The organism is Burkholderia sp. S171, from assembly GCF_009766085.1.
Lineage (GTDB): Bacteria > Pseudomonadota > Gammaproteobacteria > Burkholderiales > Burkholderiaceae > Caballeronia.
Window position 1 is genome coordinate 94753 of the sequence record NZ_LMUF01000001.1, and the last position, 25647, is coordinate 120399.

27 protein-coding genes are annotated in these 25647 nt (G+C 60.7%); 10 read left to right on the forward strand and 17 right to left on the reverse strand.

What is annotated here, in order from left to right; all coding sequences use genetic code 11:
• The 6 genes from GSQ93_RS00430 (at nucleotide 1) to GSQ93_RS00455 (ending at nucleotide 5265) form a co-directional block, all read left to right on the forward strand.
• On the forward strand, nucleotides 1–798 hold the full coding sequence (locus tag GSQ93_RS00430) for an ABC transporter permease (RefSeq protein ID WP_158933723.1): 798 nt from the start codon (nucleotides 1–3) through the stop codon (nucleotides 796–798).
• The gene (locus tag GSQ93_RS00435; protein WP_158933724.1) at nucleotides 795–1886 is read left to right on the forward strand and encodes an ABC transporter ATP-binding protein; all 1092 of its coding nucleotides are present in this window, start codon (nucleotides 795–797) and stop codon (nucleotides 1884–1886) included. The genes GSQ93_RS00430 and GSQ93_RS00435 overlap by 4 nt, the downstream gene beginning before the upstream one ends.
• Nucleotides 1887–1999: 113 nt before the next feature.
• Nucleotides 2000–2683 (forward strand): GntR family transcriptional regulator, encoded by a 684-nt coding sequence (locus GSQ93_RS00440; RefSeq protein ID WP_174254561.1) that lies wholly within the window; start codon nucleotides 2000–2002, stop codon nucleotides 2681–2683.
• 198 nt (nucleotides 2684–2881) lie between these two features.
• On the forward strand, nucleotides 2882–3469 hold the full coding sequence (locus tag GSQ93_RS00445) for an amino acid synthesis family protein (RefSeq protein ID WP_158933726.1): 588 nt from the start codon (nucleotides 2882–2884) through the stop codon (nucleotides 3467–3469).
• Between the two features lie 22 nt (nucleotides 3470–3491).
• On the forward strand, nucleotides 3492–4286 hold the full coding sequence (locus GSQ93_RS00450) for an alpha/beta fold hydrolase (protein ID WP_367889723.1): 795 nt from the start codon (nucleotides 3492–3494) through the stop codon (nucleotides 4284–4286).
• A gap of 46 nt (nucleotides 4287–4332) precedes the next feature.
• Nucleotides 4333–5265: a flavin reductase gene (locus tag GSQ93_RS00455; RefSeq protein WP_158933728.1), complete on the forward strand. Its 933-nt coding sequence runs from the start codon at nucleotides 4333–4335 to the stop codon at nucleotides 5263–5265.
• 388 nt (nucleotides 5266–5653) lie between these two features.
• Here GSQ93_RS00455 and GSQ93_RS00460 read toward each other — a convergent pair whose 3' ends face one another.
• The 10 genes from GSQ93_RS00460 to GSQ93_RS00505 form a co-directional block, all read right to left on the reverse strand.
• The gene (locus GSQ93_RS00460) at nucleotides 5654–5971 is read right to left on the reverse strand and encodes an H-NS family nucleoid-associated regulatory protein (protein ID WP_158933729.1); all 318 of its coding nucleotides are present in this window, start codon (nucleotides 5969–5971) and stop codon (nucleotides 5654–5656) included.
• 406 nt (nucleotides 5972–6377) lie between these two features.
• Nucleotides 6378–6623, reverse strand: coding sequence for a hypothetical protein (locus GSQ93_RS00465; RefSeq protein WP_062088545.1), 246 nt, complete (start codon nucleotides 6621–6623; stop codon nucleotides 6378–6380).
• Nucleotides 6624–6902: 279 nt separating this feature from the next.
• Nucleotides 6903–7892: an LLM class flavin-dependent oxidoreductase gene (locus GSQ93_RS00470; RefSeq protein WP_158933730.1), complete on the reverse strand. Its 990-nt coding sequence runs from the start codon at nucleotides 7890–7892 to the stop codon at nucleotides 6903–6905.
• Between the two features lie 160 nt (nucleotides 7893–8052).
• Nucleotides 8053–8865 carry a phosphate/phosphite/phosphonate ABC transporter substrate-binding protein gene (locus GSQ93_RS00475; protein WP_158933731.1) on the reverse strand — a complete coding sequence of 271 codons (813 nt, stop codon included), beginning with the start codon at nucleotides 8863–8865 and terminating at the stop codon, nucleotides 8053–8055.
• Nucleotides 8866–8936: 71 nt separating this feature from the next.
• On the reverse strand, nucleotides 8937–9959 hold the full coding sequence (locus tag GSQ93_RS00480) for a fatty acid desaturase (protein WP_158933732.1): 1023 nt from the start codon (nucleotides 9957–9959) through the stop codon (nucleotides 8937–8939).
• Nucleotides 9960–10373: 414 nt separating this feature from the next.
• Nucleotides 10374–10580: a hypothetical protein gene (locus tag GSQ93_RS00485; RefSeq protein ID WP_254073691.1), complete on the reverse strand. Its 207-nt coding sequence runs from the start codon at nucleotides 10578–10580 to the stop codon at nucleotides 10374–10376.
• Between the two features lie 537 nt (nucleotides 10581–11117).
• Nucleotides 11118–11396, reverse strand: coding sequence for a hypothetical protein (locus GSQ93_RS00490; protein WP_158933734.1), 279 nt, complete (start codon nucleotides 11394–11396; stop codon nucleotides 11118–11120).
• Between the two features lie 102 nt (nucleotides 11397–11498).
• Nucleotides 11499–11834, reverse strand: coding sequence for a hypothetical protein (locus GSQ93_RS00495; RefSeq protein ID WP_158933735.1), 336 nt, complete (start codon nucleotides 11832–11834; stop codon nucleotides 11499–11501).
• Between the two features lie 152 nt (nucleotides 11835–11986).
• On the reverse strand, nucleotides 11987–13690 hold the full coding sequence (locus tag GSQ93_RS00500) for a penicillin-binding protein 2 (protein ID WP_158933736.1): 1704 nt from the start codon (nucleotides 13688–13690) through the stop codon (nucleotides 11987–11989).
• An 8-nt stretch (nucleotides 13691–13698) separates the two neighbouring features.
• Nucleotides 13699–14586, reverse strand: coding sequence for an arylamine N-acetyltransferase (locus tag GSQ93_RS00505; RefSeq protein WP_158933737.1), 888 nt, complete (start codon nucleotides 14584–14586; stop codon nucleotides 13699–13701).
• Between the two features lie 215 nt (nucleotides 14587–14801).
• Between GSQ93_RS00505 and zwf the strand changes: the two genes are divergently transcribed.
• Genes zwf through GSQ93_RS00520 form a run of 3 tightly spaced genes read left to right on the forward strand, consistent with a single transcriptional unit; the run spans nucleotide 14802 to nucleotide 18089 of the window.
• A complete protein-coding gene (gene zwf, locus GSQ93_RS00510) occupies nucleotides 14802–16355 on the forward strand; it encodes a glucose-6-phosphate dehydrogenase (RefSeq protein WP_158933738.1) in 1554 nt (517 codons plus the stop codon).
• Nucleotides 16356–16365: 10 nt separating this feature from the next.
• Nucleotides 16366–17202 (forward strand): ROK family protein, encoded by an 837-nt coding sequence (locus GSQ93_RS00515; protein WP_158933739.1) that lies wholly within the window; start codon nucleotides 16366–16368, stop codon nucleotides 17200–17202.
• Nucleotides 17199–18089 carry an HAD family hydrolase gene (locus GSQ93_RS00520; protein ID WP_158933740.1) on the forward strand — a complete coding sequence of 297 codons (891 nt, stop codon included), beginning with the start codon at nucleotides 17199–17201 and terminating at the stop codon, nucleotides 18087–18089. Before GSQ93_RS00515 ends, GSQ93_RS00520 begins: the two co-directional genes overlap by 4 nt.
• A 171-nt stretch (nucleotides 18090–18260) precedes the next feature.
• Here GSQ93_RS00520 and infA read toward each other — a convergent pair whose 3' ends face one another.
• The 7 genes from infA to GSQ93_RS00555 form a co-directional block, all read right to left on the reverse strand.
• The gene (infA, locus tag GSQ93_RS00525) at nucleotides 18261–18527 is read right to left on the reverse strand and encodes a translation initiation factor IF-1 (RefSeq protein WP_031361766.1); all 267 of its coding nucleotides are present in this window, start codon (nucleotides 18525–18527) and stop codon (nucleotides 18261–18263) included.
• Nucleotides 18528–18618: 91 nt separating this feature from the next.
• Nucleotides 18619–18912, reverse strand: coding sequence for a hypothetical protein (locus GSQ93_RS00530; RefSeq protein ID WP_174254562.1), 294 nt, complete (start codon nucleotides 18910–18912; stop codon nucleotides 18619–18621).
• Nucleotides 18913–19582: 670 nt separating this feature from the next.
• Complete coding sequence (gene corA, locus GSQ93_RS00535) at nucleotides 19583–20560, reverse strand: magnesium/cobalt transporter CorA (protein WP_158933741.1); 978 nt, start codon at nucleotides 20558–20560, stop codon at nucleotides 19583–19585.
• A gap of 183 nt (nucleotides 20561–20743) precedes the next feature.
• Nucleotides 20744–21181: a polymer-forming cytoskeletal protein gene (locus GSQ93_RS00540; RefSeq protein WP_158933742.1), complete on the reverse strand. Its 438-nt coding sequence runs from the start codon at nucleotides 21179–21181 to the stop codon at nucleotides 20744–20746.
• A 98-nt stretch (nucleotides 21182–21279) separates the two neighbouring features.
• The gene (locus GSQ93_RS00545) at nucleotides 21280–21570 is read right to left on the reverse strand and encodes a hypothetical protein (RefSeq protein WP_254073692.1); all 291 of its coding nucleotides are present in this window, start codon (nucleotides 21568–21570) and stop codon (nucleotides 21280–21282) included.
• Nucleotides 21571–21643: 73 nt separating this feature from the next.
• Nucleotides 21644–22630, reverse strand: a complete 987-nt coding sequence (locus GSQ93_RS00550; protein WP_158933744.1) for a M23 family metallopeptidase — start codon at nucleotides 22628–22630, stop codon at nucleotides 21644–21646.
• A 229-nt stretch (nucleotides 22631–22859) separates the two neighbouring features.
• Nucleotides 22860–23822, reverse strand: coding sequence for a LysR family transcriptional regulator (locus GSQ93_RS00555; RefSeq protein WP_158933745.1), 963 nt, complete (start codon nucleotides 23820–23822; stop codon nucleotides 22860–22862).
• 239 nt (nucleotides 23823–24061) lie between these two features.
• On the opposite strand from GSQ93_RS00555, the gene GSQ93_RS00560 reads away from it, so the two are divergent.
• Nucleotides 24062–25606: a CoA-acylating methylmalonate-semialdehyde dehydrogenase gene (locus tag GSQ93_RS00560; RefSeq protein WP_158933746.1), complete on the forward strand. Its 1545-nt coding sequence runs from the start codon at nucleotides 24062–24064 to the stop codon at nucleotides 25604–25606.
• Nucleotides 25607–25647 lie beyond the last annotated feature (41 nt).

Consider the following 25647-nt stretch of genomic DNA (forward strand, 5'->3'; position numbering starts at 1 on the left):
ATGCTGCTCGATTTCGATCGTCTCGGACCGTTGCGCTGGGCACTCTTGGGTGTTGGCGCGGCCGTGTCGCTGTTCCTGCTGCTGCCGGTGCTGTTCATTGTCGCGTTGTCGTTCGGCGATTCGCAGTGGCTGATGTTTCCACCGCCCGGCTGGACGTGGCGCTGGTACGGCATGCTGTTTTCTGATCCGGGCTGGTTCGACTCGCTGATCACCAGCGTCGAACTGGGCGTGGTCGTGATGGTGTTGTCGGTCGTGCTGGGCCTCTTTGCTTCGCTCGCATTGACGCGCGGTAGCTTCCGCGGCCGTGCGCTGCTAAAGGCGTTTTTCCTCACGCCGATGGTATTGCCCGTAGTCGTGCTGGCCGTTGCCTTGTACGCATTTTTCCTGCGCATCGGGCTGACAGGAACGCTCGTCGGATTCGTGATCGGTCACCTGATCATTGCGTTGCCATTTTCGATCATCGCCATCAGCAATTCGCTGGAGAGTTTCGATACCGCGCTCGAAGACGCCGCGCTGATCTGCGGCGCGAGTCCGTTCGAAGTGAAGTGGCGCGTCACGCTGCCCGCCATTCGTCTCGGCCTGTTCGCCGCCGCGATCTTCTCGTTCCTCGCGTCCTGGGATGAAGTCGTGGTGTCGATCTTCATGGCAAGTCCGACGTTGCAAACGCTGCCCGTGCGCATCTGGAGCACATTACGGCAGGACCTCACGCCCGTGATTGCCGCGGCGTCGTCGCTGCTGGTCGGCCTGACTGTCATCCTGATGTTGCTGGGGCTTGTCCTTAAGAGAGGTAAATCGTGAGCGCACCGTTTTTGCAGATCCAACGGCTTCGTAAAACCTACGACCAGGTCGTCGCTATCGACCATGTTTCGCTCGATATCAAGAAGGGCGAGTTCATGACCTTCCTCGGGCCGTCGGGCTCGGGCAAGAGCACGACGTTGTATATCGTCGCGGGCTTTCAGTCGCCCACGGAAGGACGCGTGCTGCTCGACGGCAAGTCGCTGCTGTCGGTGGCGCCGAACAAGCGCAACATCGGCATGGTGTTTCAGCGCTACACGCTGTTCCCGCATCTCACGGTCGGGGAAAATGTCGCGTTTCCGTTGCGCGTGCGGCGTCTGCCCGACGCCCAGGTGAAGTCGAAGGTCGAGCAGATGCTCAAGCTCGTGCACCTCGGCGATTGCCGCGACCGCATGCCGGACCAGCTGTCGGGCGGGATGCAGCAGCGCGTGGCAATTGCCCGTGCGCTCGCCTACGATCCACCGGTGCTGCTGATGGACGAACCGCTTTCTGCGCTGGACAAGAAGCTGCGCGAGGAACTGCAGACTGAACTCCGGCGCATCCACCAGCAGACCGGCGTGACGATCCTGTATGTGACCCACGATCAGGAAGAGGCGCTGCGCCTGTCCGACCGGATCGCGGTGTTCAACAAAGGGCGCATCGAGCAGGTAGGCAGCGGCGAGGAGCTTTATGCGAAACCGGCGTCGCGCTTTGTCGCGAGTTTTATCGGCAACTCCAATTTCCTGCCGGTTACGCTGGCCGGCAGCAATGGCTCGTCGCGGGCGGTGTTTCCGAACGGCAAGCCGGTATCGGTTGGCGGATTCGATCACGCCTTGAATGACGGCGATAACGGCTCGCTGATGCTTCGTCCCGAGCAGATCCGCATTCGCGCGCAACCGTCGGACGCTTCTGGCACTTCGGATGGTGGTTTGCAGGTGGTCGTTCGCGATGTCACTTATCTTGGCGACACCATGCACTACGCGGTCGCCACGCCTTGGGAACAGGAGATCGCGGTGCGGACATCCATCAGTTCGCGCGAGCCGAGCTTGGCGGTTGGTGCGCGTGCTTGGCTCGAATGGGAGAACGAGAGCGCCCGGGTGTTCGCAGCCTGACGAACGGGCGCCGGATAGCGCCCGCCAACAGGGAATGCAATACGGGTGTGCAATACTATGGGATTCCAAAAACCAGGGATTCCGGATAACAGACCGGAGACAAGGAAACCATGATCGATCAAATGCGTGTCGACCGAAGTGCGCCGACGTTGCGCGAGCTGACGCTGGAGAAATTGCGCGATGCAATTTCGCAGGGCTTCTATCATCCCGGCGACCGCCTGATCGAGCGCACACTGTGCGATCAACTGGGCGTCAGCCGGACCGTGGTGCGCGAAGTGCTGCGCCACCTCGAGACCGAGGGCCTGGTCGAGACCGTCGCGCATTCCGGGCCGATTGTCGCGCGGCTCGATCCCGAGCAGGTTCAGGAGATCTACGAAATCCGCGCGTTACTCGAGTCCGAGGCGGCGCGCGCGTGTGCGGAACATGCAACCCCGGCGCTCGTGAAGCAGCTACGCGAAATCCGCAAGGAGATCGAGGACGCTTTCGACCAGTCGGATTTCAAGCGCGTGCTGACCTACACCGAACGCTTCTACGAAACCATGTTCACCGGCGGACACAAGCTGATGATGCATCAGGTGGTCAAGTCGCTGAACGCGCGGATCAACCAGTTGCGAGCGGTGACTATTGCGTCACCGGGACGAGGCGCGGACTCCAATCGCGAGATGAACAAGTTGCTGTCCGCTATCGCCAAGAAAGACGGCGATGCCGCCGCGGCGGCATCGCTTGAACACGTGCGTCGAACAGCCGGCATTGTGATGGCCACGCTTGCCGAGAGGGCCGCCGAAGCCAGCGTGTAATGGCTGCGCGGCATCGGCTCCCAGGCTACGAAAGCCGTCGACATCGACGGCTTTTTTTTCGCCTGAAGGTCTTTCATCGTGCTCTCGTAAACCCCTCAATCGTCGAAAATTCTTGCATCCAGTATTATGGGATACCATAATATTTAAACGACGCCACTGCATGAAACCACGGCGTTTTTGCCTACGGAGAAAACCCCCATGAAACTCGAGATTCGCAAGCTGGTTACCTATGTGGAAGACACCTTCATCGAAGGTGGAAAAGCGGCTCAGCGGCCGTTGAAGCTGTTCGCAGCGGCAGCCGTGCTGCGCAATCCGTGGGCGGGACGTGGTTTCGTCGATGACTTGCGTCCGGAGATTCACGGACTTGCGCCGCAACTGGGCGAGATCCTGACTGGCGAGATCCTGCGGATTGCCGGATCGGGCGAGGCAGTGGAAGGGTATGGGAAAGCGGCGATTGTCGGGACGTCAGGCGAAGTCGAGCATGCGTCGGCACTGATTCACACGCTGCGATTTGGCAACAAGTTCCGCGAAGCGGTGGGTGCGAAGAGCTATTTGAGTTTCACGAATTTGCGTGGTGGTCCTAACTGTCCGGTCACTATTCCGCTCATGCACAAGGGCGATGAAGGCATGCGCTCGCATTACCTCACCATCCAGTTCTCGATCATCGATGCCCCCGGCCCCGATGAACTCGTGATCGCGCTGGGTGCATCGATTGGCGGGCGGCCGCATCATCGGATTGGCGACCGCTATCAGGATCTGAAGGAGCTTGGGTCCAATGAAGCATGACACAGTAACTAGCCATGCGTCGATGAACGGCGTGTTCGACGGCACGGCATATAGCGTGGCGGGCGAGGGCCCGGCGCTTGTCCTGATCCACGGCGTGGGGATGAATCGCAGCGTGTGGGCGCCTCAGGTGGAGGCGCTGCAGTTGTGTTTTCGGGTCGTGACGTATGACATGCTGGGCCATGGCGCGAGCCGCTTGCCGGCAGCGTCACCCGCGCTCGATGAATACGCTGGACAGCTCGCTGCACTGCTGGACCATTTGCAGATTGATGCGGCGCATGTTGTCGGTCATTCGATGGGTTCGTTGATCGCACTCGAGTTTGCGCTGCAATACCCGCAGCGGGTGGCGAGCGTGGCTGCGTTGAACGCAGTGTACGACCGCACGCCGACGCAGCGGGCCGCCGTGATGCAGCGTGCCGCTTCGCTGGGCGGTGGCGGCCTTGAGCAACCCAGCATTGACGCCACGGTTGCGCGCTGGTTCGACGATCCAGTGCCGGGTCATCTCGCGCAGGTGGCGGAGCTTGTGAGGTCGTTGCTTGCGGCAGTGAACCCGGAGGGTTATGCACGGACCTACCGCTTGTTTGCGAGTTCCGACCAGGCGCATGTCGGTCGACTACCGCAGCTCACCGTGCCCGCGTTGTTCATGACCGGCGAGTGCGATCCGAATTCGAGTCCGGCCATGTCGCATTCGATGGCGGCTGCTGCGCCGCGCGGACGTGCCGAAATCATTGCGAATGAACGGCACATGATGAACGTCACCGCGCCGGCGATCGTGAACCAGCGGTTAGTGCAGTTTATTCGTGAAGCGAGTGGCGCTTGAGCGAGTCTATGGGTCACTCCGGATCCACGTTTCAGCCGCTAATTTAATGAGCAAAAGCATGAACGAGCCTTCCTTCGATACCGCCGATTTTCGCCGTGCATTGGGCGCATTCGTGACGGGTGTGACTGTGGTGACGACCATTCAACCCGATGGTTCGCCGCGTGGTTTTACCGCGAATTCGTTTACGTCCGTGTCGCTTGATCCGGCGTTGATCCTGGTTTGTATCGCGAAGACGGCCTCCAGTCATCCGGTGTTTTCGGAGACGCAGCGTTTTGCCGTCAGCGTACTGGCTGAAGATCAGCGGCCTGTATCGGGCGTGTTTGCTTCGAAGAGCGTGGACAAGTTTGCGCAAGTCGCATGGCATGCGCGCCGCACCGGCAGCCCGGTCATGGATGGCGCGGCGGCGAGTTTCGACTGCGAGACACATCAGGTGGTGGATGCAGGGGACCACATCATCCTGATTGGGCGCGTGGTGGATTTCACGCACACGAGCGCGACACCGCTAGGGTATTGCCGGGGTGCTTATGTGGATTTCAGCTTGTCGCAGGAGGCGTTGGCCGCGACCGGTCAGCGGGCTCAGGTTGGGGCGATCCTTGAGCACCCCGCGGGTCTTGTGTTGATCGAGACGGCGTCCGGGGCGTTGCAATTACCCATTGGAACGCGCCTGGAACCGCTTTCCGATGCGGCTAGTTTGCGCGGCGTGCTGGCCGGGTATCGGTTGAATGCGAATCTGGATTTTCTGTTCGCGGTGTTTGAGGAGAAGGGCGTTACCCATATCTATTATCGGGGGCGCATTGTCGATGATGCACCTGCCGGCACGAATGTTCGCTATGTGCCGCTCGGCGCGATTCCTTGGGACAAGATCCGTGACCCCGCGGTCGGGTCCATGCTGCGACGTTATGTGAAGGAGAGAACGGAAGATGCGTTCGGTATTTATGTAGGCGATGTGGAGAAGGGGATGGTGCAAGCGTTGGGGTGATTTGATCAGTACACGTCGCGCTCCGTTGGATACCGATAACGCCGTCGGCGCGCAGGGAGTCACTGACACGACTCATACCCGTGCATCGGCTGCGCGGGCGGCCGTAGTGCACCTCGCCGGATTGCCAGCGCGCACCGAACCGATCGCAATGATGATGCTCGATACGTTCGGCGTAAAAAGCGAACCACGGGCAAACAAAAGGCGAACACTCAGACGGAACTGGCGTTTCCCAAAATGAGCAGGCGGACGCCGATGCACCGCTACGAAACCTTCGGATAGCTTCAGATAATGCTGCTCACGTGTCGCGCACGTCCACCCGCCCGATGCCGAAAGGCATGCGGGGCGCTGCTATTTGCATCAGTGGTTCACCGGGCTCTGGCGAGCTGCTTTAAACCCGGTAAAACTCGATATCCTGCCCGGCATGCTGAGCGCGTTTCAACCACTCTGGCATGTCACCCGTCCCGTCCCACGTGTCGCCGTTTGCGCTTCTGAATACCGGCGTAGTGCCGTTGGCGCTCTCCGGTAAAGAAGGCATTGACGGCAGTGCGCGCTTGGATGCCGCGCTCGAACCGTTGGTCATTGGAGGAGGGGTGACGGAAACCGGCACGTCGGCCAATGCTTCGGCCAGCGCTGTTTCGGAAATGCCAAACTCAGCCATTCGGCTGCGCAAATAGGCAATGATGCTGTCTCGCTTTCTTTCGTCCACGGCTGTCCTGATTCAGCTTTTACTTTCTTGAAGGCGAGCCATCTGCCCGCGCGGACCGGGGCGACTCGAGGAATGTGTGGGTTGACTAAAATCGTGGCGCGCCGAGTGACGCGCGTCAATTAGTGTAATACCGCAAATTGCCGCTTTAACCCGCAGCGCCCGATAATCGGGTTTCTGCGAGCGAGCGGCTCGACAAACTGGTTACTGTGTTTGAGATCGGTGCGAGATGCGTAAGCCGCCGGATCAGCGGCTGTAGCTCACGACCAGATCGGTGCACGGCTGGCGGCTGCGCATGTTGCAAAAACACCATGCATTCAGCCGCTAATTTCAACAATTCGTCCAGACAACCGCGGGCGCCACGAAGAAATGATAGCGCCGAATGCCGCTATTGTATGCCTAAATCATTTTAGCGATTATGTTGCTCGCCCGGTAATTCCGCACCGTGCGCACGAATTGCCGCAATGAGTTCGGCCGGCGTGATTTCGTAGCGCACCTCACGATGGATGCCGGCCTTCCTTTCGTCAATCTCGATCAGCAGGACGGCCTTGCCGTCGGGTGCAGGTTCGAGGCGCAATGTCCGCACTTCCTGACCGGTGGCTTCATCGCGCTCCGTCAGCAAGGTCATGGATCCTGTGGCGGGACTTCTGGTCATTCCTTTTCTCCCTTGCGATTATCCAACATCTTATCTGTTGAGACCCTTCGAACGGCTTACCCGCCACTGCCGTTCACAGGAAGGCACTAAAAGGGGGCGCAGGACGGCGGATCTCAAAGCCGCCGACCTCATTATTGCTTGTCAAAACGATACCCGTCCAGCGTCCGAATGCGTGTTCGCCGCGCCGCTTAACAGTTGACATCGGTTGGAAATCCGTCCGACATCCGCTCGATCGCCACCTGATGGCCGCTCAATACCCGGACGGTGATGAAGCCGGCGCTACGCCGCCACCGCCGCGCGGGCTTGCGCCGTGATTTCGAACGAGCGCAGGCGGGCCGCGTGGTCGTAAATTTGCGCGGTCACCATCAACTCGTCCGGCTGGGTTTGTTCGATCAGCGAGGCAAGTCCGGCCTCCACCTGACGCTGATCGCCAATTACCGAGCAAGCGAGCGAATGCTCCACGCCGGCGCGTTCGGACTCGTTCCATGGAATCTGCTTGACGGGCGGCGGCAACTGGCCCGGCGTGCCGCGTCGCAGGTTGATAAATTGCTGTTGCAACGATGTGAAGAGAAACTCCGCTTCTGCCGTCGTGTCGGCGGCAAAAACATTCACACCGACCATCGCGTAAGGGCGATCGAGTTGCTTCGATGGGCGGAATTGCGTCCGGTAAACCTGCAGCGCGGTCAGCAGGTAGTCGGGCGCGAAATGCGAAGCGAACGCGAACGGCAGGCCGAGCGCGGCGGCGAGCTGGGCGCTGAACGTGGATGAGCCGAGCAGCCAGATCGGCACGTTCAGCCCGGCGCCCGGCACGGCGCGCACGCGCTGGCCTTCCACCGGATCGGCGAAATAGCGCTGCAATTCCACGACGTCATCGGGGAAATTGTCCGCGCTGCCCTGGAGATCGCGGCGCAATGCGCGGGCGGTCGTCTGGTCGGTGCCGGGCGCGCGGCCGAGGCCCAGATCGATACGCCCGGGAAACAGCGATTCCAGCGTGCCGAACTGCTCGGCGATCACAAGCGGCGCGTGATTCGGCAGCATGACGCCGCCTGAGCCGACGCGGATCGTGCTCGTTCCCGCGGCGACGTGCCCGATCACCACGGACGTCGCGGCGCTGGCAATCCCGGTCATGTTGTGATGCTCGGCCAGCCAGAATCGCAGGTAACCGAGTTTTTCGGCATGCTGGGCCAGTTCGCGCGAGTGGCGGAAGGCGTCGGCGGCGGTCGATCCGGCGGGAATGGGGGATAAATCGAGGACTGAAAACGGGATCATTGCGGCTTCCATGACTTCGTGTACGGGCGGCGCGCGGGCACCGGCGATCCGGTTCCGTCAAGCGCCAATCCCGGATGAAAATCCAGGACACACCTTACACACGGTTAAGAACCGATTGTGCCGAAAGTCAGGAAAGTCTGCCGTGACCGCGCTCAAGCCGTCAGGCGAGGCGGGGATAACCGCGTTTGACGGCGTCCATTTCGATTTCAAGAATGCTCGCGTAATCGTCGAGCGGACGCCTCGCAAAACCGTTGAGTTTGAGCCGTTTTGCCAGAGGACGATCGTGCGCGATGGCATCGGAGAGTGCGCACAACAGCGCGTCGATTCCTTCCGGCGGCACCCGTTTCGATGCAATCAGCGGCAAGCCCGGCGCACTTCCTGTGGTACCGATCTCGACCAAACCACGGGCAAGATCCGGAAGGTGATCGAGTACGAACGCAAAGCTCACGCAGTCGATGGCGGCTACATCGGCCCGGTCGTCCTGCAAGGCTTGCAGCGACGCCAGATGTCCACCCGTTTCGATCACAGATGCGAAGAACGGTTGCCCGTCGGCAAGCGGCGCGACCGCGCTGCGCAGCAAGTTCATGCCACTGTTCGAATCGGGGGTGTTGTACGCCACGCGCAAACCGCGGCATTGCGCGAGCGACGTGACCTTGGCCGCAGTCCGGGCGACGAGGACGCTGTGATAGTCGCCGCCCTCGCAGCCATCGACGGTGAAGACGGGTGTGGCGACTAGCTGCACGCGTCCGGCAAGCACCCGCACCAGCGGATAGCCGCACGTCTGCGACAGCAGCAGGTCGTCACGCCGCCAGAATTCCTGCAGGGACGCCTCGGGCTCGACTACGGCGAGTGAGTCTCCGCGGGCGTCGAGCCATGACTGCAACCGCCGGTGAACATGGTCGAGCAGAACGCGCCAGTCGGCGGCGATTGCCGGCGTGACGTTGTACATCGGTAATGCGGCCACCCAGTTCATGCAGATTCTTTCCCATTGCGCCGGTCAATACCAATCCTGATTCCGATCCCAACCGCCGCCGGAAAGTTACGTCAGACAGGCTGCGCGTCGGCACCAAGCGTTGCTGGACCGGCAGACCCTGCCTGAGCCTGTGCGATCTGACCGGCAGCCCGTGCATGAAGCGGATGCAACGCAGGCGCAACCGGTTGAACGACGTGCCGCACTAGCCATTCCTGATAACCGCGCACGATAAAACCGCCATTACGCGCCAGATACACGTCGCGATGCTCATGATAAACGCTTGCCACCGCAAACCACGGCACGCTCGGCAGGTCGTGATGTACGGCGTGAAAATTATTGTTGAGGAACAAAAGACGCCAGGCCCACGATGCTTCGTTGATGACCGTGCGTTCCGCGATTTGATCGGCAGCGCGATGTTCCTGGAACGAACGAACCGCACTCAATGCGAGCGCCGGATAGCCCACGCCGAATATGAAAAACGCGGGACTGATGCCGCAGCGGCGGTCGAGCCATGTCGCGAGCAGGCTGAGCAGGACAAGATGCAGAGCCCACGCGCCTGCGATACGGCCATTGCCCCGTGCAATCTCCATGACCGCCGACAACATCGTTTTCACGATGGAAAACCAGGGGCCGAGCACAATGCGCCCAAAGAACGTGTTGCGGATCACCAGCAGCAATCTCACGGCCGCGCCGGCGCCGCGCCAGCGTTCGGCGGAGACGAAATAACTTTCCGGGTCGAGATCGGGATCGGTGAGATGAACGTCGTTATGGTGGCGCAGATGTGACTCGCAATACACCGCGTAAGGGAACCAGACCGCGAGCGGGGCGACGCCGAGCAGTGCGTTGAATAAGGGGAAGCGTGTCGGATGGCCGTGCAGGAGTTCATGCTGCAATGACAGATACAGGCACGACAGCACGGCGAGAATGCTTACCGCCAGCGGTAAGCCGATCGACCGTGCGTTAAGCGCCGTTGCGAACCAGCCGCCATACACGGCGACGATCAGAAGCCAGGTGGGCCATTCGCTGCGCCAGCGCCACGACGCGCGTAATTGCTGTATGTGATGGCGTTGAGCATCGTCGATATAAAGGCTCATGGCAATTCAGTGACGGAACGAGCCACGATCTTATCGACGCTTCGCCGCCTGCCAAACCAAGCATTCCCGCTAAGCTTGTTCCAGTGTGAAGAATCGAGGCGTGAGCGGTTGCGCACGATGAGAGTCAGCGAGCTGCGCTATCTCTGCGCGGCTACGAAGCGCTGGAACGCTCGGCGTCGCGTGTGGAGGCCCGGGAACGCCTGAGGTGTAAGAAGAATTCGAAAGCTTCGCGTAGGGATTTTTATGGCGAGCTCAGGGGGAGGATAGGGCGAAGGATGGCGTTCCTCGCGATTGCGGTTAACGGCCGCAGCGCGGCAAACGCTCGATCGATAGACACGCCTCGAACACGACATCTGGCGGCCCGAAGGCGGCCGTCGATTACGCGCTCGACGCGCGATGGCGAAAGCGCCGTAGTTACGCCGCTTTCGCCCAAAGCCTGTTGGTTGTTCTTTTGCGCCCTGAACTGGGATCGCCCTGTGGTTGGGAGAGGGACACCAGCACTTTGCGCAATGCATCGACTCGACGCCTTTGCGCCGGCACCAGAACGTAGCCCGTGCAGACAGCGGTCAAACGTTCCTGCCAATACTCCACGTTGAGCGTGCCGGCCGGTTTCTGACTCATCGCCCGCATCTGGCCTATGGCCCGTTCAATGTGCTGCAGTTCCGCGTCGGCCTGTGTCGATGTTCGTGGGCCTTCTGACGTCGGCGATCTTTTGGCTTTCATCCTGCGCCCTTATTCTTGCCGGCCAGCTTTCGAACGCGTTGTCGATTCTATCGATGACTAGCGTGTTCAATGCTGCGTCCAGCTATACCCCTTCGCCTGCGCGTTTATGATCGCGTTGGGCGGCCCCCGGCTTGATTCGACCGTTGATGCATAGTCGCAAGGGCGGGATGAGCGCACCGTCTGAAATCGCACATTGAAAGGGCCGAGCACGCGATTAATCGTGCGATGCAAACGTTTTCCGTGTGCTGGGACACGAAGAGAGGCGCCGAACGACGCTAATACCCGGCGGAACAATGCTTGAGACTGGCCGTGGGATATCGCGCAGGCAAGAGCGCGATCAAGAGATCGTTTGAAGTGGTTTTGAAGCGGATTCAACAGCGCAGAAGCGCTAACCGCCTAGCTCAAGAGTCATCAAGTGATGCGCGCGCAAACGCGTCACTCATCTTCTGGAGTCCGAGGTTTGCCGCTGCGTTTTATCTGTTCGTCCATGGCCAGGTCGAGCTTGCTGACACGTCGCGGTTTCTCTGGCTTGAGGCCGTTCACAAAGGTCACGAAATCATCCATGGTCTGCGGTGCGGAAAGTTTTTGCTCACCGCTTGCCGCCCTGTCGACGAGATAGAACAGGCCGCCGTTCAGGCTAACGGCCGCATAGTGCGGGTTGCCGGAGCGTGTCTTGAGACGCTCCACGGCGTTGATGGCTTTAGTCGAGCGCACGATCAGCCCGGTAAAAATGCAAGGTCGAAGCTGTCATGAAACCGACGGCATGAAGCGCCTCGCGAATCGGCTTCAAGGTCAGAGTCACGGGCAAAGCCAACGTCAAGGAGCGCATTTCTTGCTCGCACCTTCGAGCCACAAGTTCGACACATGCCGCTCGCCCGGATAAAACCGGTACGACGTTTCGCCGTTATCGAAGCGAACCTTGATCACGTTCAAATCACCGAATTCGAGCATCGTGCCTTGGGGAATGGGTGTTTGCTTGTACGTGGCGTTGTGTTTCTTCGCTTCATCCGTCAGGCACTGGACAATGCTCGCCACCGACGCGTTAGGCGCCGTTTCGACTTCCGGCTGACCGGTATCGGCGTTGTGGTACTGAGTGACACAGGCTTGCAACAAGAACAGCGGAAGCGCGAGAGCGCAGGCAATCTTTTTCATGGTGTCCTTTCAAGGTTTGCAACCGCCTTTTCGACGAAGTGTTCGACTACAGCAATCTGACATTACAGCACAGCGGCCTTACGTTTTCCGTCCGCGCAAGCCTGACCAGCGAGGAGGGAACCCCACCGCCGCTGGCCAGTGTTCAACGGCGCTCAGGCATCCGGCGGCACGCCGAGAAGCTGCATGGTGCCGCCGACCACGCCTGAAAACACCGGCCCGGCCACGGTCCCGCCGTAGTAGGAGCCGGCCGACGGTTCATCGATCATCACGGCGACAATGATTTGCGGATCACTCATCGGCGCCATGCCGACAAACGAGGCACGATACTTGTTCGCCGCATACGTGCGCCCGATCTGTTTGCGCGCCGTGCCGGTTTTTCCACCCACGCGATACCCATCCACCGCTGCCGCACGTCCCGTGCCACGGGGTCCCATCGCGAGTTCCAGCATGTCGCGCACAGCCGCTGCAGTCGCGGGTTTCGTGACTTGCACGGGTTCCCGCGTCGCCTGGCCGCGAATCAGGGTGGACTGCCGGAATTCGCCAGTGCCCGCGTAAGCCGTATAAACCTGCGCAATCTGCAACAGCGACAACGACAGGCCATACCCATAGGCCATGGTCGCCTGCTCGATCGGACGCCAGCGTTCGTATGCTCGCAGGCGTCCGGTGGCGGCGCCCGGAAAAGTCAGGTCGGGCGCCTGGCCAATGCCGTATTCGCGATACTTGTCCCATACCGTATGCGGGCGCAGCTTGAGCGAGAGTTTCGTCAACGCGATATTGCTCGACATCTGCACGGCTTCGGAGACCGTGATGACGCCGTGGTTCGACGTATCGTGGATCACGTTCGGCCCGAGCTTGAACGTCCCCGGCGATGTATCGATACGCGTGTCCGGCCGCACGTACCCAAGGTCGATAGCCAGCGCCGCCACCAGCGGCTTGATCGTCGAGCCTGGCTCGAAGGTGTCGGTCAGCGCGCGGTTACGCAACTGCTCGCCGGTCAGGCGTGTACGGTCGTTGGGGTCGAAGGTTGGATAGTTCGCGAGCGCGAGGATCTCGCCGTTCTTCGCGTCCAGCACGACCACGCTGCCCGCGCGCGCGCGATGCTTCGTGATGGCGGCGGCCAGTTGCGTGTGCGCGAGCTGCTGGATACGGCGGTCGATGGTCAGATGAATGGTCTCGCCATTCTCCGGCAACGCCACTTCGCCGATCTCCGACACCACGCGCCCCAGCCGGTCGCGGATCACTTCGCGCTGACCATGCTCGCCGGTCAGCCGGTCGTTCGCCGCGAGTTCGATGCCTTCCTGGCCCTTGTCTTCGTTATCGGTGAAGCCGACTATGTGAGCCGCCGATTCCCCTTCAGGATAGAAGCGTTTTGTGTCGGCGACGAGGGTTATGCCTGCCAGCCCTGTGTCTGCGATACGCGTGGCCGTGTCGGCGTCTACCTGCCGCTTTAGCAGCACGAATGAGCGCGCTCCGTCGAGGCGACGCGCCAGTTCCTTCTCGGGCATATCGATCAGGCGAGCGATTCTCGGCAAGGTCTCGCGATCAAAGCGCGATGGCGTGGCCCAGATCGCATAGGTCGCGAGACTCACGGCCAGCATCGCTCCGTTGCGGTCGACAATGCGCCCGCGTGTCGCGCTGAGTTCCAGCGTCCGTTGATAGCGCTTTTGCCCCTCGCCGATATAAAAGTCCTGGTTCACGACCTGCACCCACAACGCACGCGCCGTGAGCGAAGCAAACGCGCCGAACATCAGCATCACGACCAGCGTGGACCGCCACTTCGGCAGCCGGCTTTCGAGCACTGCGTTTTTCACAGGTGTCCGATAAGATTCATGGGCTCGCTTGGCGGTTTTACGCATCGTGACGATCAGGACGCAATGGACGCAATGGACGCGATGGACGCAGACAACCGGACGATGCGCTCGAGCACGGCATCGAGTCCGCCTACAGCAGCTTCACGGCGAGCGTCGGAATTGCTGGCAGTCAACGCGAGCCCGAACGTGTCCTGCAGCGCGCCGCGCAGTTCTTCAGCGCTTGTTAGCTCGCGTTTGGATTCGGCCTCGCCACGCTGGGTCAGGGTCGTGTCGAACAAGGTCTGCCGCTGTCCGGGCATAACCCGTGCGACGATCAGGTGGTCAACGAAGATCGACTCGGGATACGTCGACACATAGTGGTTCGCCATGGCGTAGTCGGCGGGAAATTGCGGTTCGAGGTCGAAACGGTAGATGGGCCTCCAGGTATCGCCCAGCTTCACTTGCAGCAGGAAATCGCCGCGCTCGATCAGGTCAAGACGAAACGGCTCGTGCGGCGTCGCCTGTTCGCGGCCCGCGTCGAACAGCAGCGGGGCGCTGAGCGTCATACTGCCGAAGCCGACGTCCGCAAGCCAGGTGTTGTCGGGCGTTTCGACCAGCAGCATCATGTGGGTGCGCGGCGTCATGGCAGCCGGGTCATTCCACAGCACGCGCGCGGCGAGCCCCGTGGTCTCGAAGCCGAGCGTGTCGAGTACGGCGCGAAACAGCAGGTTGTGTTCATAGCAATACCCGCCGCGCCGTGCGCTCACGAGCTTCTCGAACACGGATGCGAGATCGAGGCGCGGCGTGCGCCCAAGCAGCGCGTCCAGGTTTTCGAACGGGATGACTTGCGGATGCAGTCTATGCAGCGCGTGCAGCGTCTCTGAGGTAGCCTGCTGAGACCCGCTATAGCCGATGCGGTCGAAATAGGCGCCGAGTTGCGCCGGGGAGAGTGTCTGATTCAAGTGGAACTCCTGCACGGATAATGGAAACGAGGCCGGGCGAGCCGCCGCGAGGTGCCGACATTCTACGGCACAGCTCGCGCGCCGATTACATATTGCATACGCCACGCATCAGTCGAAAACGCAGAAGCGGACCGTTTGGGCAGGATTTTGAACTGTGACGTGCCCAACATGGTCTTTAATAAGCAGTGCGCTCAACTCTTCTTTTAAAGAACCCTATGTCGACCCCACTCGCTACAGCAACTTCCTCCCCGCCGCCTCCCGGCAAGCATCCCGCCCCGCCGTGCACGCTTGTCATCTTCGGCGCAGCCGGAGACCTGACCAAACGGCTGCTGATGCCGGCGCTGTACAACCTGTCGTCCGATGGTCTGCTTGACGACAAGATGAAGATCATTGGCGTGAACCACGGCGAGCTCGAGACGAGCGCCTGGCGCGACCAGTTGACCGAGTCGCTGAAAAGTTTCGCCGCGGATAAAGCGGGCGCCTTCCATACCTCCAAACTCGACGAAAAGGCCTGGAACTGGGTTGCCGATCGCCTTCAATACGTGGCTGGCGAGTTTGAGACCGACGACGTATTTAACAAGCTGAAGCAGACGCTGGGTGACAGTGGAAATGTCATTTTTTATCTCGCTGTCAGTTCGCGCTTCTTCAAGCCGATCGTCGAGCGGCTCGGCAAGGTGGGATTGCTCAAGGAAAGCGACCAGGGCTTCCGTCGCGTGGTGATCGAAAAGCCCTTTGGGCACGATTACGCATCGGCGAAGGATCTGAATGAGAGCATTCTCAAGTTCGCCGGCGAGAACCAGATTTATCGGATCGACCATTTTCTCGGCAAGGACACGGTGCAGAGCATCCTCGCGGTGCGTTTCGCGAACGCGTTGTTCGAGCCCATTTTCCGGCGCGAATATATTGATCACGTGCAGATCACGGCGGCGGAAACCATTGGCGTGGAAGCGCGTGGCGGGTTCTACGAGCAGACGGGCGCCTTCCGCGACATGGTGCCGAATCACTTGTTCCAGTTGCTCGGCATGGTCGCCATGGAACCGCCGAATTCATTCGATGCAGAAGCCGTGCGCGACAAGAAAGCCGAAATTTTCGACGCCATCCAGCCGCTGAAACCCAATGACGTGGTGCTCGGACAGTACGAGAAATCCGGGACCATGGCGGGGTATCGGGAAGAAGCGGATGTCGCGCCGGATAGCCAGACCGAGACGTATGCGGCGGCGCGGGTGTTCGTCGAGAACTGGCGCTGGGCCGGCGTGCCGTTTTATCTGCGCACGGGAAAAAGGATGACGGCGCGGCGTACGGAGATATCGATACAACTGAAAGCGGTGCCGTTCCTGCTGTTCCGCGACACGCCGGTGGACACGCTCGTTCCGAACGTGCTGACCTTGCGCATTGACCCGGAACACGGCACGACCTTCGATTTCAACGTGAAGGTGCCCGGTCCGGTGATGCAGGTCGGGGCAGTGAAGTCATCGTTCAAATACGGCGATTTCTTTGATGAGAAACCAAACGTCGGTTATGAAACGCTGCTGTACGACTGTATGCTCGGCGACGAGACGCTGTTCCAGCGCGCCGATAGCATCGAAACAAGCTGGGCAGCTGTTGACGGCGTGTTGCATCCTGAAGGCGGGCCATTGCCCGTACATGGCTACGCTGCAGGTAGCGCGGGACCTAAGGAAGCCGACGATCTGTTGAAGGCCGACGGCCGCGCCTGGCGCCCGCTGGTTGACGAACACACGCAAAAAGCCGATCACGACGACAAGAACTAAGGAGAACGGTATGGGGACAGCAGCACGCAAGGCAGCAGTGAAGAAGACCGCAGCAGTCAAGACCGCAGCAGTCAAGACAAGCAAACGTTCGAGCGCGAAAGAGCGGATTCTCGCCATCGATGTGGGCGGGACGGGCCTCAAGGCCGCGATCATCGATGCCCACGGGAAGATGGAAACCGAGCGGGTCAAGGTGGCCACGCCGCATCCGTGTCCGCCGGATGTGATGGTGCAGAAGCTGGTGGAACTGGTCGGGCCGTTGTTGACGCCGCTGCCGGCCACGCAGATCTCGATTGGTTTTCCGGGCGTTGTGCGGGACAACCACGTGCTGACCGCGCCGAACCTTGGCAACGAATTCTGGCGCAACGTGCCGCTCGCGGCGATGCTGGCCGAGCATCTTGGGCACTTGCCGGTGCGCATCATCAACGACGCCGAAATGCAGGGGCTTGCCGCCATCGAAGGGAAAGGAATCGAGTTCGTACTGACGCTCGGCACGGGCGCGGGCACGGCGCTTTTCCGCGATGGCGAACTCATGCCGCATCTCGAGCTGGCGCATCATCCGGTCAGCAAAAACAAGACATACGATGAATATCTCGGCAATGCGGCGCGCGACAAGGCGGGCAACAAGCGCTGGAATCGCCGGGTGGAGAAGATCATCGGCATTCTGAGTTCGCTGGTGAATTACGACCGTCTGTGGATTGGCGGCGGCAACGCAGCCAATCTCAATTTCACCTTGCCGGATAACGTGAAAGTGGTCTCGAACGAGGCGGGTATTGAAGGCGGCGCGCGGCTCTGGCACCCGCGTTCCGTGCGCGAGACGCGGCAATTGCCGGCTGGAGCGTTTGAATGACATCCATTGGCGCTACCGGTTTGAAGCTGGGTCCCGGTCATCGCGACCCGGAGCAGGCGCTGGCGGCGCTGGCGAAGGTCGAACTCGTGATTTCCGATTGTGACGGCACCTTACTCTACACGGACAAATCGCTGGGTGAGCCCGCGAAGGAAGCCGTGCGCAATCTCACCGCGGCGGGTGTCCGTTTCACGGTGGCGAGCAGCCGGCCGGGCAAGGGCATGCATTCGATCGTGGAAACGCTTGGGATCCAGTCGCCGTTTGCCGCTTTCAACGGCGGCAAACTCGTCGATCCCGTCGGGTGGAAGACCCTGAACGCCCATTATTTGCGGCGCGACGCCGCGCAAACGGCCCTGGAAAGCCTGGAGCGCGACGGGGTGAATGCGTGGGTGTTCATCGACGACCAGTGGTACATCACGAATCCCGGCGGCGAATACGTGCCGCTGGAGCGCCGGACGGTGGGGTACGACGCGGTGGTGGTCAAGCGTTTCGAGGACATCGACCTGAACTCGATCGAAAAAATCGTGGCGTCGACGAAAGACGCGGCGCTGCTCCAGCGTAAAGAGGCCGAGTTTCAGGACACGCTCAAAGGCCGCGCCATGGCGATGCGCTCGCAGACTTATTACCTCGACATCACGCATCCGCTCGCGAATAAAGGCGAGGGCGTGCGCGAATTGGCGCGTTTGGCGGGCGTTGCGCTGGAAAACGTGGCGGTGCTGGGAGACATGGGCAACGACGTCGCCATGTTCGACGTGGCGGGCGTTTCCATTGTGATGGGTCAGGCGTCAGCAGACGTTCAATCGCACGCGACGTTTGTGTCGGCCACGAACGATGACGACGGTTTTGCCGCAGGCCTCAACGGATTGCTGGCGGCCCGGAAGGGGAAGTGACGTGGGGTTGCAAGACGCACGCGAGTTGAATGCGCGTAAGAGAGCGACATCGGCGCCATGCGATGCTGACTGGCAGCATCAAGCGGTGGCGCCGACGAAGCGTTGCTCTCGACTCCGGTGAACAGTACTGTGCGGAACTCGCTTTAACAGCGCGTCACGACAGCGTTCTGCTTAGCGGCGACGCATTTGCGGACGTTGACCGCCGCCCGTTGCGCGTTCGTCCTTGTGCCGGAAGTTGATCCGGCCTTTCGTCAGGTCATACACCGACAATTCCAGCGTCACACGGTCGCCCGCGAGAATCCGGATGTGGTTCTTGCGCATGCGGCCCGATGCATACGCGCCCACGACCACGCCGTTGTCCAGCGTCACGCGGTAGCGGCTGTCGGGAAGCACTTCGTCAACAATGCCGTCCAGCTCGAGTAACTCTTCTTTCGCCATATAAAGCTCCTTAAATCATGTATTCGATGCGATTGTATGCGAGACCGGCCCGACCCCGCGATGCCTTTTAACGCCTGACAGTCGCGTCTAGTTACAGATCCGCAACAGTCTGGCCGTCGATCTGGCCGTCGATCAGCTTTTCCGCATGCAACAAGCACGCCCGGCGCGCCTGGCCGCCGTTTTCAAACGATCCGGTCTGTTCAATGCGAAACACGCGGCTTTCGCCCGTTGCTTCCTCGCCTGCCGGCGGCGCGCGGCGGATGCGCACCGACGCTTCGTAACCGGTATCCGCTGCACGGACCGCCGCACCGCCGTCGCGGGCGCCACGGGGGTAAATCAGCGGATGAATTTCATAACCTTTGTACGTCTTAAGCGGCTTGACCAGTTCTTTCATGTTTCCTGAGTTCCTGTATTGCGCTCGCCTGGGGCATCGAAATAACGCGGCCGATGCCTTGAAAACCGCTCCGGCGACCGTTCAGCGCACTGGGGCACATGCGGTCGACAGCCGTTAACAAGCAAAAAGCGAGCAAAAACGAGCAAAAAATGACGCGCGGCGCACACTTGGCGCAGCCGCTCGCTGGGCTGTAGGTGTCGAAGAACGTCGCGGTAACACGTGTGTTGCGGATGTCGCGCTGCCCATGCCGCCGCGCACGTATTACCCATGCAACCATGCGCGGTATAACGCGTGGAAACAAGCAACCGTCGACGTTGCTGCTGTTTAAACTTTGAAGACGAATGCAGGGCCGCGACTGCTTGCGGAGCCCACACTGCCGGGGCGATGACATTCAGCCAAGGTGTTGCGCTGAAATGTTGGGTGGATCGCTGTTGCCGTGGCAAACACGCTGCGCCAGAGGCGCACTATGTAATATTAGACAGCAAATCAGAAAAAAGTTCCGCTGTCGCCGGAGGCCCCGCCTCTCGATGCTGCAATGCTGACATGTCGGCCGATGAAAGCTGCTGTTTCTGCATAATTACGTGATTACGCGCAGTTTCCGTCGAGTCGTCTTATGCCACCCAACCGCCTTCCAGCGGCATCGAAGCATCCATTATAACCATCATAGCCATCCTGCCTTGCGGAAGCGCCAGTAAAGACCAATGTCCACCACAAGCATCACGCAGATGACCGCCGGATAACCATAGGCCCAGTCGAGTTCCGGGATGCGACGGAAGTTCATGCCGTAGATCCCGGCGATCATGGTGGGCACGGCGAACAGCGCCGCAAACGAGCCCAGCCGCTTGGTCACTTCGCTTTCCGCCAGCGAAATCAGGCCCAAATTGACCTGGATCGCAGTTACGATCATTTCGCGGCGTCCCTCGATCGTTTTCACGATACGCAGCAAGTGGTCGTAGACATCGCGGAAATAGTCCTGCATGCCGGTACAAATGCCCGGCGCGCGGCCGCCGTAGAGTTTGCTGACCGCTTCCAGCAGCGGCGCGGTGTGATGCTGAAGCAGCACGAGGCGACGCTTCAGGGAATACAAATCTTCAATGATCACCCGCGAGGCCGCCGACCCGTTGCGCTCGAAAATGCGCTCCTCGAGTTCGTCGAGCTCTGCGCCGAGCGTCTCCAGAATGGGGAAATAGCGGTCCACTACGTTATCGATAAGCGCGTACATCACGAACGCCGGGCCATGTTCCAGCAAATGCGGCTCGCGCTCGCAGCGCTTGCGCACGTCCTGGAACCCCTGGCTCGTCCGGTTGCGAACGGAGAGCACATAGTTGCTGCCTACAAACACGTTGATCTCGCCGACCACCAACTCGTTGTCGGTATCGAGTTCCACCGTGTGGAGCACGCAAAACAGCGAGTCCGCGTATTCGTCGATCTTCGGCCGCTGGTTCCCCTTCTGGGCGTCTTCCACCGCAAGTTCGTGTAGTCCGAACTGATGCGCCATATGCGGGAGTTCGCCCGGCCCGGGGTCTTTCAGCGCGACCCACACGAAGCAGTCGGGCACGTCCCTATAGGCGGAAATGTCGTCGATAGCGACGTCGGCGAGCTTGCGGCCTTTCTGGTAAGCCGCACAATTGACCAGCATAAGTTCCAGCCCTCTCGCACGGTGATGGAACCGGCGCATGCCGCCTTTCGCGAGCGTTTTTCGCGAGGACAGGCAGCGCGTAACGGGGCATGGCCGGACTTGCCGTGCATCTTAGCGGATTTGTCAGGCGCTTACTGCGCGAGCGCCGGATCACGTTGTCTTGCAACGCGGCCGCCGCGTGAATCAGGTCTCGCTATGCGAGTAGTCCGAGGTCCGTTCGGAACTGAGCCTTGGCGTTTCCACTTGTGGCGCCAAGGTGTTGTCGCGTTTCGTGAGCTTGCCTTCCACGGAAGCCCCCACATCCATGCGCAGTTGCTGGTAATAGATATTGCCGTTCACATGCGCATTCGATTGCAGTTCGACAAAATGTTCCACCGTTACGTCGCCGGTGATGGTTCCATTGATCACGATATCGTAGGCGATGACGTTGCCCGTGATCGAACCCTGGTCGCTCACGACCAGCAACGTCTGTTCGCCCGCGCGACCGGTCACGTTGCCTTTCACGTGGCCATCCATGCGCAGGCCGTCGCTGAATTCGAGGTTGCCGGCTATCTGGACATCGTGTGCGATCAGCGTAGCCAGCTTGGCTTGACTGACGCCGGGAGATTTTTTCTTGAACATGGGAAAACCCCTTCTGGTATGGATTGAAAAGTAGATGCCGGTAATGGACCGAGGGCAGGCGGGTTCCTGGCACGTTGGAAACGGTCAGTTGGACATGGTTAGTTTGACTTATCGCGCTGACGCTTGAGGAAGGTCAGGTCAGTTCGCATTCGATGAATTTCCGCCAGGCTTTCGGACGCTTGTTGCTCCATGACGAGCCGTGTTGCTACTTCATGGTCGAGCGCGATGCGCGCCTTCGAAAGTTGCTCGCGGATCTCGCGTTCCGACATGGGCGGTGCGCACAAGGCGTCGGCCTTCTTGCTGTTGTCGCGCGATGTGACGAGCGCGAAGCCGGCCGCGGCCAGCGCCGCCGCGGCGCAGGCCGCGGCAATCGTGCCGAGCATCAGCATGGGCCAGGTCGGGCCACGTCGCGACGTCAGGGAATAGGTGCGGCGCGTGAGCTTGTGTGACGGCCTGTTTCGATCAGCTTGCGGCATTGGATTTCAGCTTGAAGAGCGCGAGATAAGGCGTGGGATTCACCTGCGTCCCGTCGATGATTACCTCGAAGTGCAAATGCGGTCCGGTCGAGCGCCCGGTCGAGCCGATCTCGGCAATCTTCTGGCCGGGCATGACAAGGTCGCCCACCTTCACGAATATCTTCGATGTATGCCCGTAGCGGGTGATCACGCCGCTACTGTGCTGGATATCGACGGCATTGCCGTACCCGCCGTGGGGTCCCGCTTGCACCACGCGGCCACCCGCGCTCGCGAAGATGGCCGTGCCCGTCGGCGCGACCAGATCAACGCCCGGATGAAAGTTCAGGTGTCCCGTGAACGGGTCGATGCGGTTGCCAAACGGCGAACCCGAACGCGCGCCGGGCGCGGGTTGTCGGCCCGGAAACGCCATGTATGACGCGTAGTGCGCGAGCACGGCGTCATCGAGTGCGCCGATGGTTGCGTCGAGACAATCCAGCGCACTCTGAGTGCGCTTCAGGCGCTGTGGCGCGGAACCGGTTTGCGCTGCACGCTGGGCATCGCAGAGGCGAGGAGGCATCGACGGCCCGCCCGACGCACTGCTGTCGAGCGGCGATTCATCGTCGTTATCGGGAAGCGGTGGAACCACGTGGATGTCCGGATGATCGGCCGCGCGCCGGGCCGCTTTCAATTGTGCTTCGAAGTCCTGAAGTTCATTTACTTGTGACACGAGTTCGATCACGCGCGGTTCGATATGCGTGAGCGTTGCGCTGATCTTGCCGAGCTCATCGATTTCGTAGGAGCGCCGCTCTGTTTGCGTCTTCTCTTCGGCTGCGTGAGTGTTGCCCATTGCCGCACCAATGGCGATGCCGAGCGCGAGTGCGGCCATGATCATCGCAACGACGGCGACGATCACCATGGCGCGGACAGTGCGCGCTTCGACGAAACGCACACGCTGATGCGACACGTTCCGGCGGGACCAGATGACGAACGCCATCAGCGCACCGGGCGCGGCGAATGCGCGGGCAATCGCGCGGCCACAAAACGACGTGCGGGCGGCCGATTACCGGTCTGTCTGCGAGTGTTAATAATGAGATGGATAAAGGTCACGTCCATGTGAAAACGCCGCAGCAGGGCTACGGCGGAAAGCCTTATGGGCGGACGATTATGCACCCGTTACGCAAATGCGTATCTCATATATAAGGGGAGCTGAACAAACACGAAATTCACGGCCTCATCGTTTCGCTCCATAGCATCTCGCGCGCCTCGCCCATCAGCAGCGGACGATTGATTTCAGCCACTGTGCGCAGGAAGTCCCACACTGCCGTGATGCGTTTCAATTTGCGCAAATCTTCGCGGCAGGACAGATAAAAAGCACGCGTGACGACGATGTCATCGGCGAGAACGGGCACGAGGCGCGGGTCCTGCGCTGCCATGAAACACGGCAGGATGGCGAGCGAGCGGCCCTGCAGCGCGGCGTGATATTGAGCGATCACGCTGGTGCTGCGCCAACGCGACACAGCGCCCGGAACTGCGCGTTCGAGATAGAGCAGTTCGTAGCTGAACGCGAGGTCGTCGATATAACTCGCGAAGCGATGCGTCGCGAGGTCTTCTACCTTGTTGACCGGTTCGTGCTGATCGAGATAGTCGCGCGTGGCGTAGAGACGCAAGCGGTAATCGCAGAGTTTGGTGTAGACGGTCTGGCCGTGTTCCGGGCGCTCCAGCGTGACGGCTATGTCGGCCTCGCGCTTGGACAAGCTGACGAAGTGCGGCACCGGCAACAAGTCGATGGAAATCTGCCTGTGCGCGTCCTGAAAGCGCGCGAGTTGCGGCGCGAGAAAGAAGCAGCCGAAACCTTCGGTCGAGCCCACCCGAACATGTCCCGACAGTGCGTGTCCCGTGTTCGCAATGTGCTCGGTCGCCGACTGAACCGTGGTTTCCATGGCGTCTACATAAGCCAGCAGACGCTGCCCTTCGGCGGTCAGGATGAAACCGCCGCTGCGGGATTTGTCGAAGAGCAGGGTGCCGAGCGCATCTTCCAGCGCTCGCACGCGCCGAGCGACGGTCGTGTAATCGACCCCCAGACGCTTCGCCGCGCCGCTTGCACGCTGGGTTCGAGCGACTTCCAGGAAATACCGGAGGTCGTCCCAATTCAGGTGGCTGTCGCCCGGAGTCGTGCTTTTTTGCATATCGGATGGGTATTTGTATCCATACTTCGTAGAGATTTGCATAACTATACTGAACCTTGTGGACTCGCCGTGCACGCGTTCTGTCCCTACGTGTAATGGGCGAGCCGACAACATTCAAATAATCCGGAGACGACATTTCCCCTTTGGCGACCCGCGCGGCATCCCTGCGTGCGTCCGCCTGTCTGTGTCTCCGCATCCCGTTCCGGCCAGGAACGTTCCCGTTTCAAGGAGCTTCTCTCATGAATACCGCTGCTGACCGTCCGGCGCAGGCCGAACAATCCAACGCCGGCGTGCGTACGGCGAAATTGCTGATCGACGGCAAGTTCGTGGAATCGACGACGCAAGAGTGGCGCGATATCGTCAATCCTGCGACCCAGGAGGTTGTCGGCCGGGTGCCATTTGCAACCAAGGCAGAAGTGGATGCCGCCGTGGCATCGGCGGCAAAAGCGTTCCAGACGTGGCGCGTGACGCCGCTTGGCGCACGCATGCGCGTGATGCTGCGGTTCCAGGACCTGGTGCGCCAGAACATGAAACGGATCGCGCAGACGCTGACGGCCGAGCAGGGCAAGACGCTGCCCGATGCCGAAGGCGATATCTTCCGCGGCCTTGAGGTGATCGAACATGCGTGCTCGATTGGCACGCTGCAGCAGGGCGAGTTCTCGGAGAACGTCGCGGGCGGCGTGGACACGTACACGCTGCGCCAGCCTATAGGCGTGTGCGCCGGCATCACGCCGTTCAACTTCCCCGCGATGATCCCGCTGTGGATGTTCCCGATGGCGATCGTTTGCGGCAATACGTTCGTGCTGAAGCCATCGGAACAAGATCCGTTGTCCACCATGGAGCTGGTCGAGCTGGCGCTCGAGGCGGGCGTTCCCGCGGGTGTGCTGAACGTGGTGCACGGTGGCAAGGAGGTGGTCGACGCCATCTGCACGCATCCCGACATCAAGGCGATTTCGTTCGTCGGATCGACGCATGTGGGCACGCACGTATACAACCTCGGCAGCCAGCACGGCAAGCGCGTGCAGGCCATGATGGGCGCGAAGAATCACGCAGTCGTGCTACCCGATGCAAATCGCGAGCAGACGCTTAACGCGCTTGCCGGCGCGGGTTTTGGCGCGGCGGGGCAACGTTGCATGGCGACCTCCGTCGTGGTGTTCGTGGGGGCATCGAAGGACTGGTTGCCGGAGCTGGTCGAGCGGGCGCGCGGCTTGTCCGTGAACGGCGGCACGGAGGCGAATACCGACGTTGGCCCGGTCGTCTCGCGAGCAGCCAAGGAACGGATCCTCGGGCTGATCGAAGCCGGCGTGAAAGAAGGCGCAACGCTTTCGCTGGATGGCCGCGATGTGACGGTCAAGGGTTATGAGCAGGGCAATTTCATTGGCCCGACGGTGTTTTCGGGCGTCACCACCGACATGACTATCTACAGGCAGGAGATCTTCGGCCCCGTGATTTGCGTGCTGGAAGCTGCAACGCTTGACGATGCCATTGCACTGGTCAACCGCAATCCGATGGGCAACGGCGTCGGCCTCTTTACGCAAAGCGGTGCGGCGGCGCGCAAGTTCCAGAGCGAGATCGATGTCGGCCAGGTGGGGATCAACATTCCGATTCCCGTGCCGGTGCCGTATTTCAGCTTTACCGGCTCGCGCGGGTCGAAGCTGGGCGACCTCGGGCCGTACGGCAAACAAGTCGTGCAGTTCTATACGCAAACGAAAACCGTCACGTCGCGCTGGTTCGACGACGCCACCGTCAATGACGGCGTCAACACGACCATCTCTCTGCGCTGAGCCGGTTGCCACGCTGCCAGCTCGCTGAACGAAATAAACAG

Bases quoted from the DNA above. Each gene is read 5' to 3' on its own strand.
- GSQ93_RS00540 (WP_158933742.1), bottom strand. From the start codon at position 21,181: ATGTTCAAGAAAAAATCTCCCGGCGTCAGTCAAGCCAAGCTGGCTACG.
- corA (WP_158933741.1), bottom strand. From the start codon at position 20,560: ATGCTGGTCAATTGTGCGGCTTACCAGAAAGGCCGCAAGCTCGCCGAC.
- GSQ93_RS00500 (WP_158933736.1), bottom strand. From the start codon at position 13,690: ATGCGTAAAACCGCCAAGCGAGCCCATGAATCTTATCGGACACCTGTG.
- GSQ93_RS00515 (WP_158933739.1), top strand. From the start codon at position 16,366: ATGGGGACAGCAGCACGCAAGGCAGCAGTGAAGAAGACCGCAGCAGTC.
- GSQ93_RS00450 (WP_367889723.1), top strand. From the start codon at position 3,492: ATGAACGGCGTGTTCGACGGCACGGCATATAGCGTGGCGGGCGAGGGC.
- GSQ93_RS00445 (WP_158933726.1), top strand. From the start codon at position 2,882: ATGAAACTCGAGATTCGCAAGCTGGTTACCTATGTGGAAGACACCTTC.
- infA (WP_031361766.1), bottom strand. From the start codon at position 18,527: ATGGCGAAAGAAGAGTTACTCGAGCTGGACGGCATTGTTGACGAAGTG.
- GSQ93_RS00470 (WP_158933730.1), bottom strand. From the start codon at position 7,892: ATGATCCCGTTTTCAGTCCTCGATTTATCCCCCATTCCCGCCGGATCG.
- GSQ93_RS00550 (WP_158933744.1), bottom strand. From the start codon at position 22,630: ATGGCGTTCGTCATCTGGTCCCGCCGGAACGTGTCGCATCAGCGTGTG.
- GSQ93_RS00520 (WP_158933740.1), top strand. From the start codon at position 17,199: ATGACATCCATTGGCGCTACCGGTTTGAAGCTGGGTCCCGGTCATCGC.
- GSQ93_RS00475 (WP_158933731.1), bottom strand. From the start codon at position 8,865: ATGAACTGGGTGGCCGCATTACCGATGTACAACGTCACGCCGGCAATC.
- GSQ93_RS00480 (WP_158933732.1), bottom strand. From the start codon at position 9,959: ATGAGCCTTTATATCGACGATGCTCAACGCCATCACATACAGCAATTA.
- GSQ93_RS00485 (WP_254073691.1), bottom strand. From the start codon at position 10,580: ATGAGTCAGAAACCGGCCGGCACGCTCAACGTGGAGTATTGGCAGGAA.
- GSQ93_RS00560 (WP_158933746.1), top strand. From the start codon at position 24,062: ATGAATACCGCTGCTGACCGTCCGGCGCAGGCCGAACAATCCAACGCC.
- GSQ93_RS00465 (WP_062088545.1), bottom strand. From the start codon at position 6,623: ATGACCAGAAGTCCCGCCACAGGATCCATGACCTTGCTGACGGAGCGC.
- GSQ93_RS00430 (WP_158933723.1), top strand. From the start codon at position 1: ATGCTGCTCGATTTCGATCGTCTCGGACCGTTGCGCTGGGCACTCTTG.
- GSQ93_RS00495 (WP_158933735.1), bottom strand. From the start codon at position 11,834: ATGAAAAAGATTGCCTGCGCTCTCGCGCTTCCGCTGTTCTTGTTGCAA.
- zwf (WP_158933738.1), top strand. From the start codon at position 14,802: ATGTCGACCCCACTCGCTACAGCAACTTCCTCCCCGCCGCCTCCCGGC.
- GSQ93_RS00555 (WP_158933745.1), bottom strand. From the start codon at position 23,822: ATGCAAAAAAGCACGACTCCGGGCGACAGCCACCTGAATTGGGACGAC.
- GSQ93_RS00545 (WP_254073692.1), bottom strand. From the start codon at position 21,570: ATGCTGATGCTCGGCACGATTGCCGCGGCCTGCGCCGCGGCGGCGCTG.
- GSQ93_RS00455 (WP_158933728.1), top strand. From the start codon at position 4,333: ATGAGCAAAAGCATGAACGAGCCTTCCTTCGATACCGCCGATTTTCGC.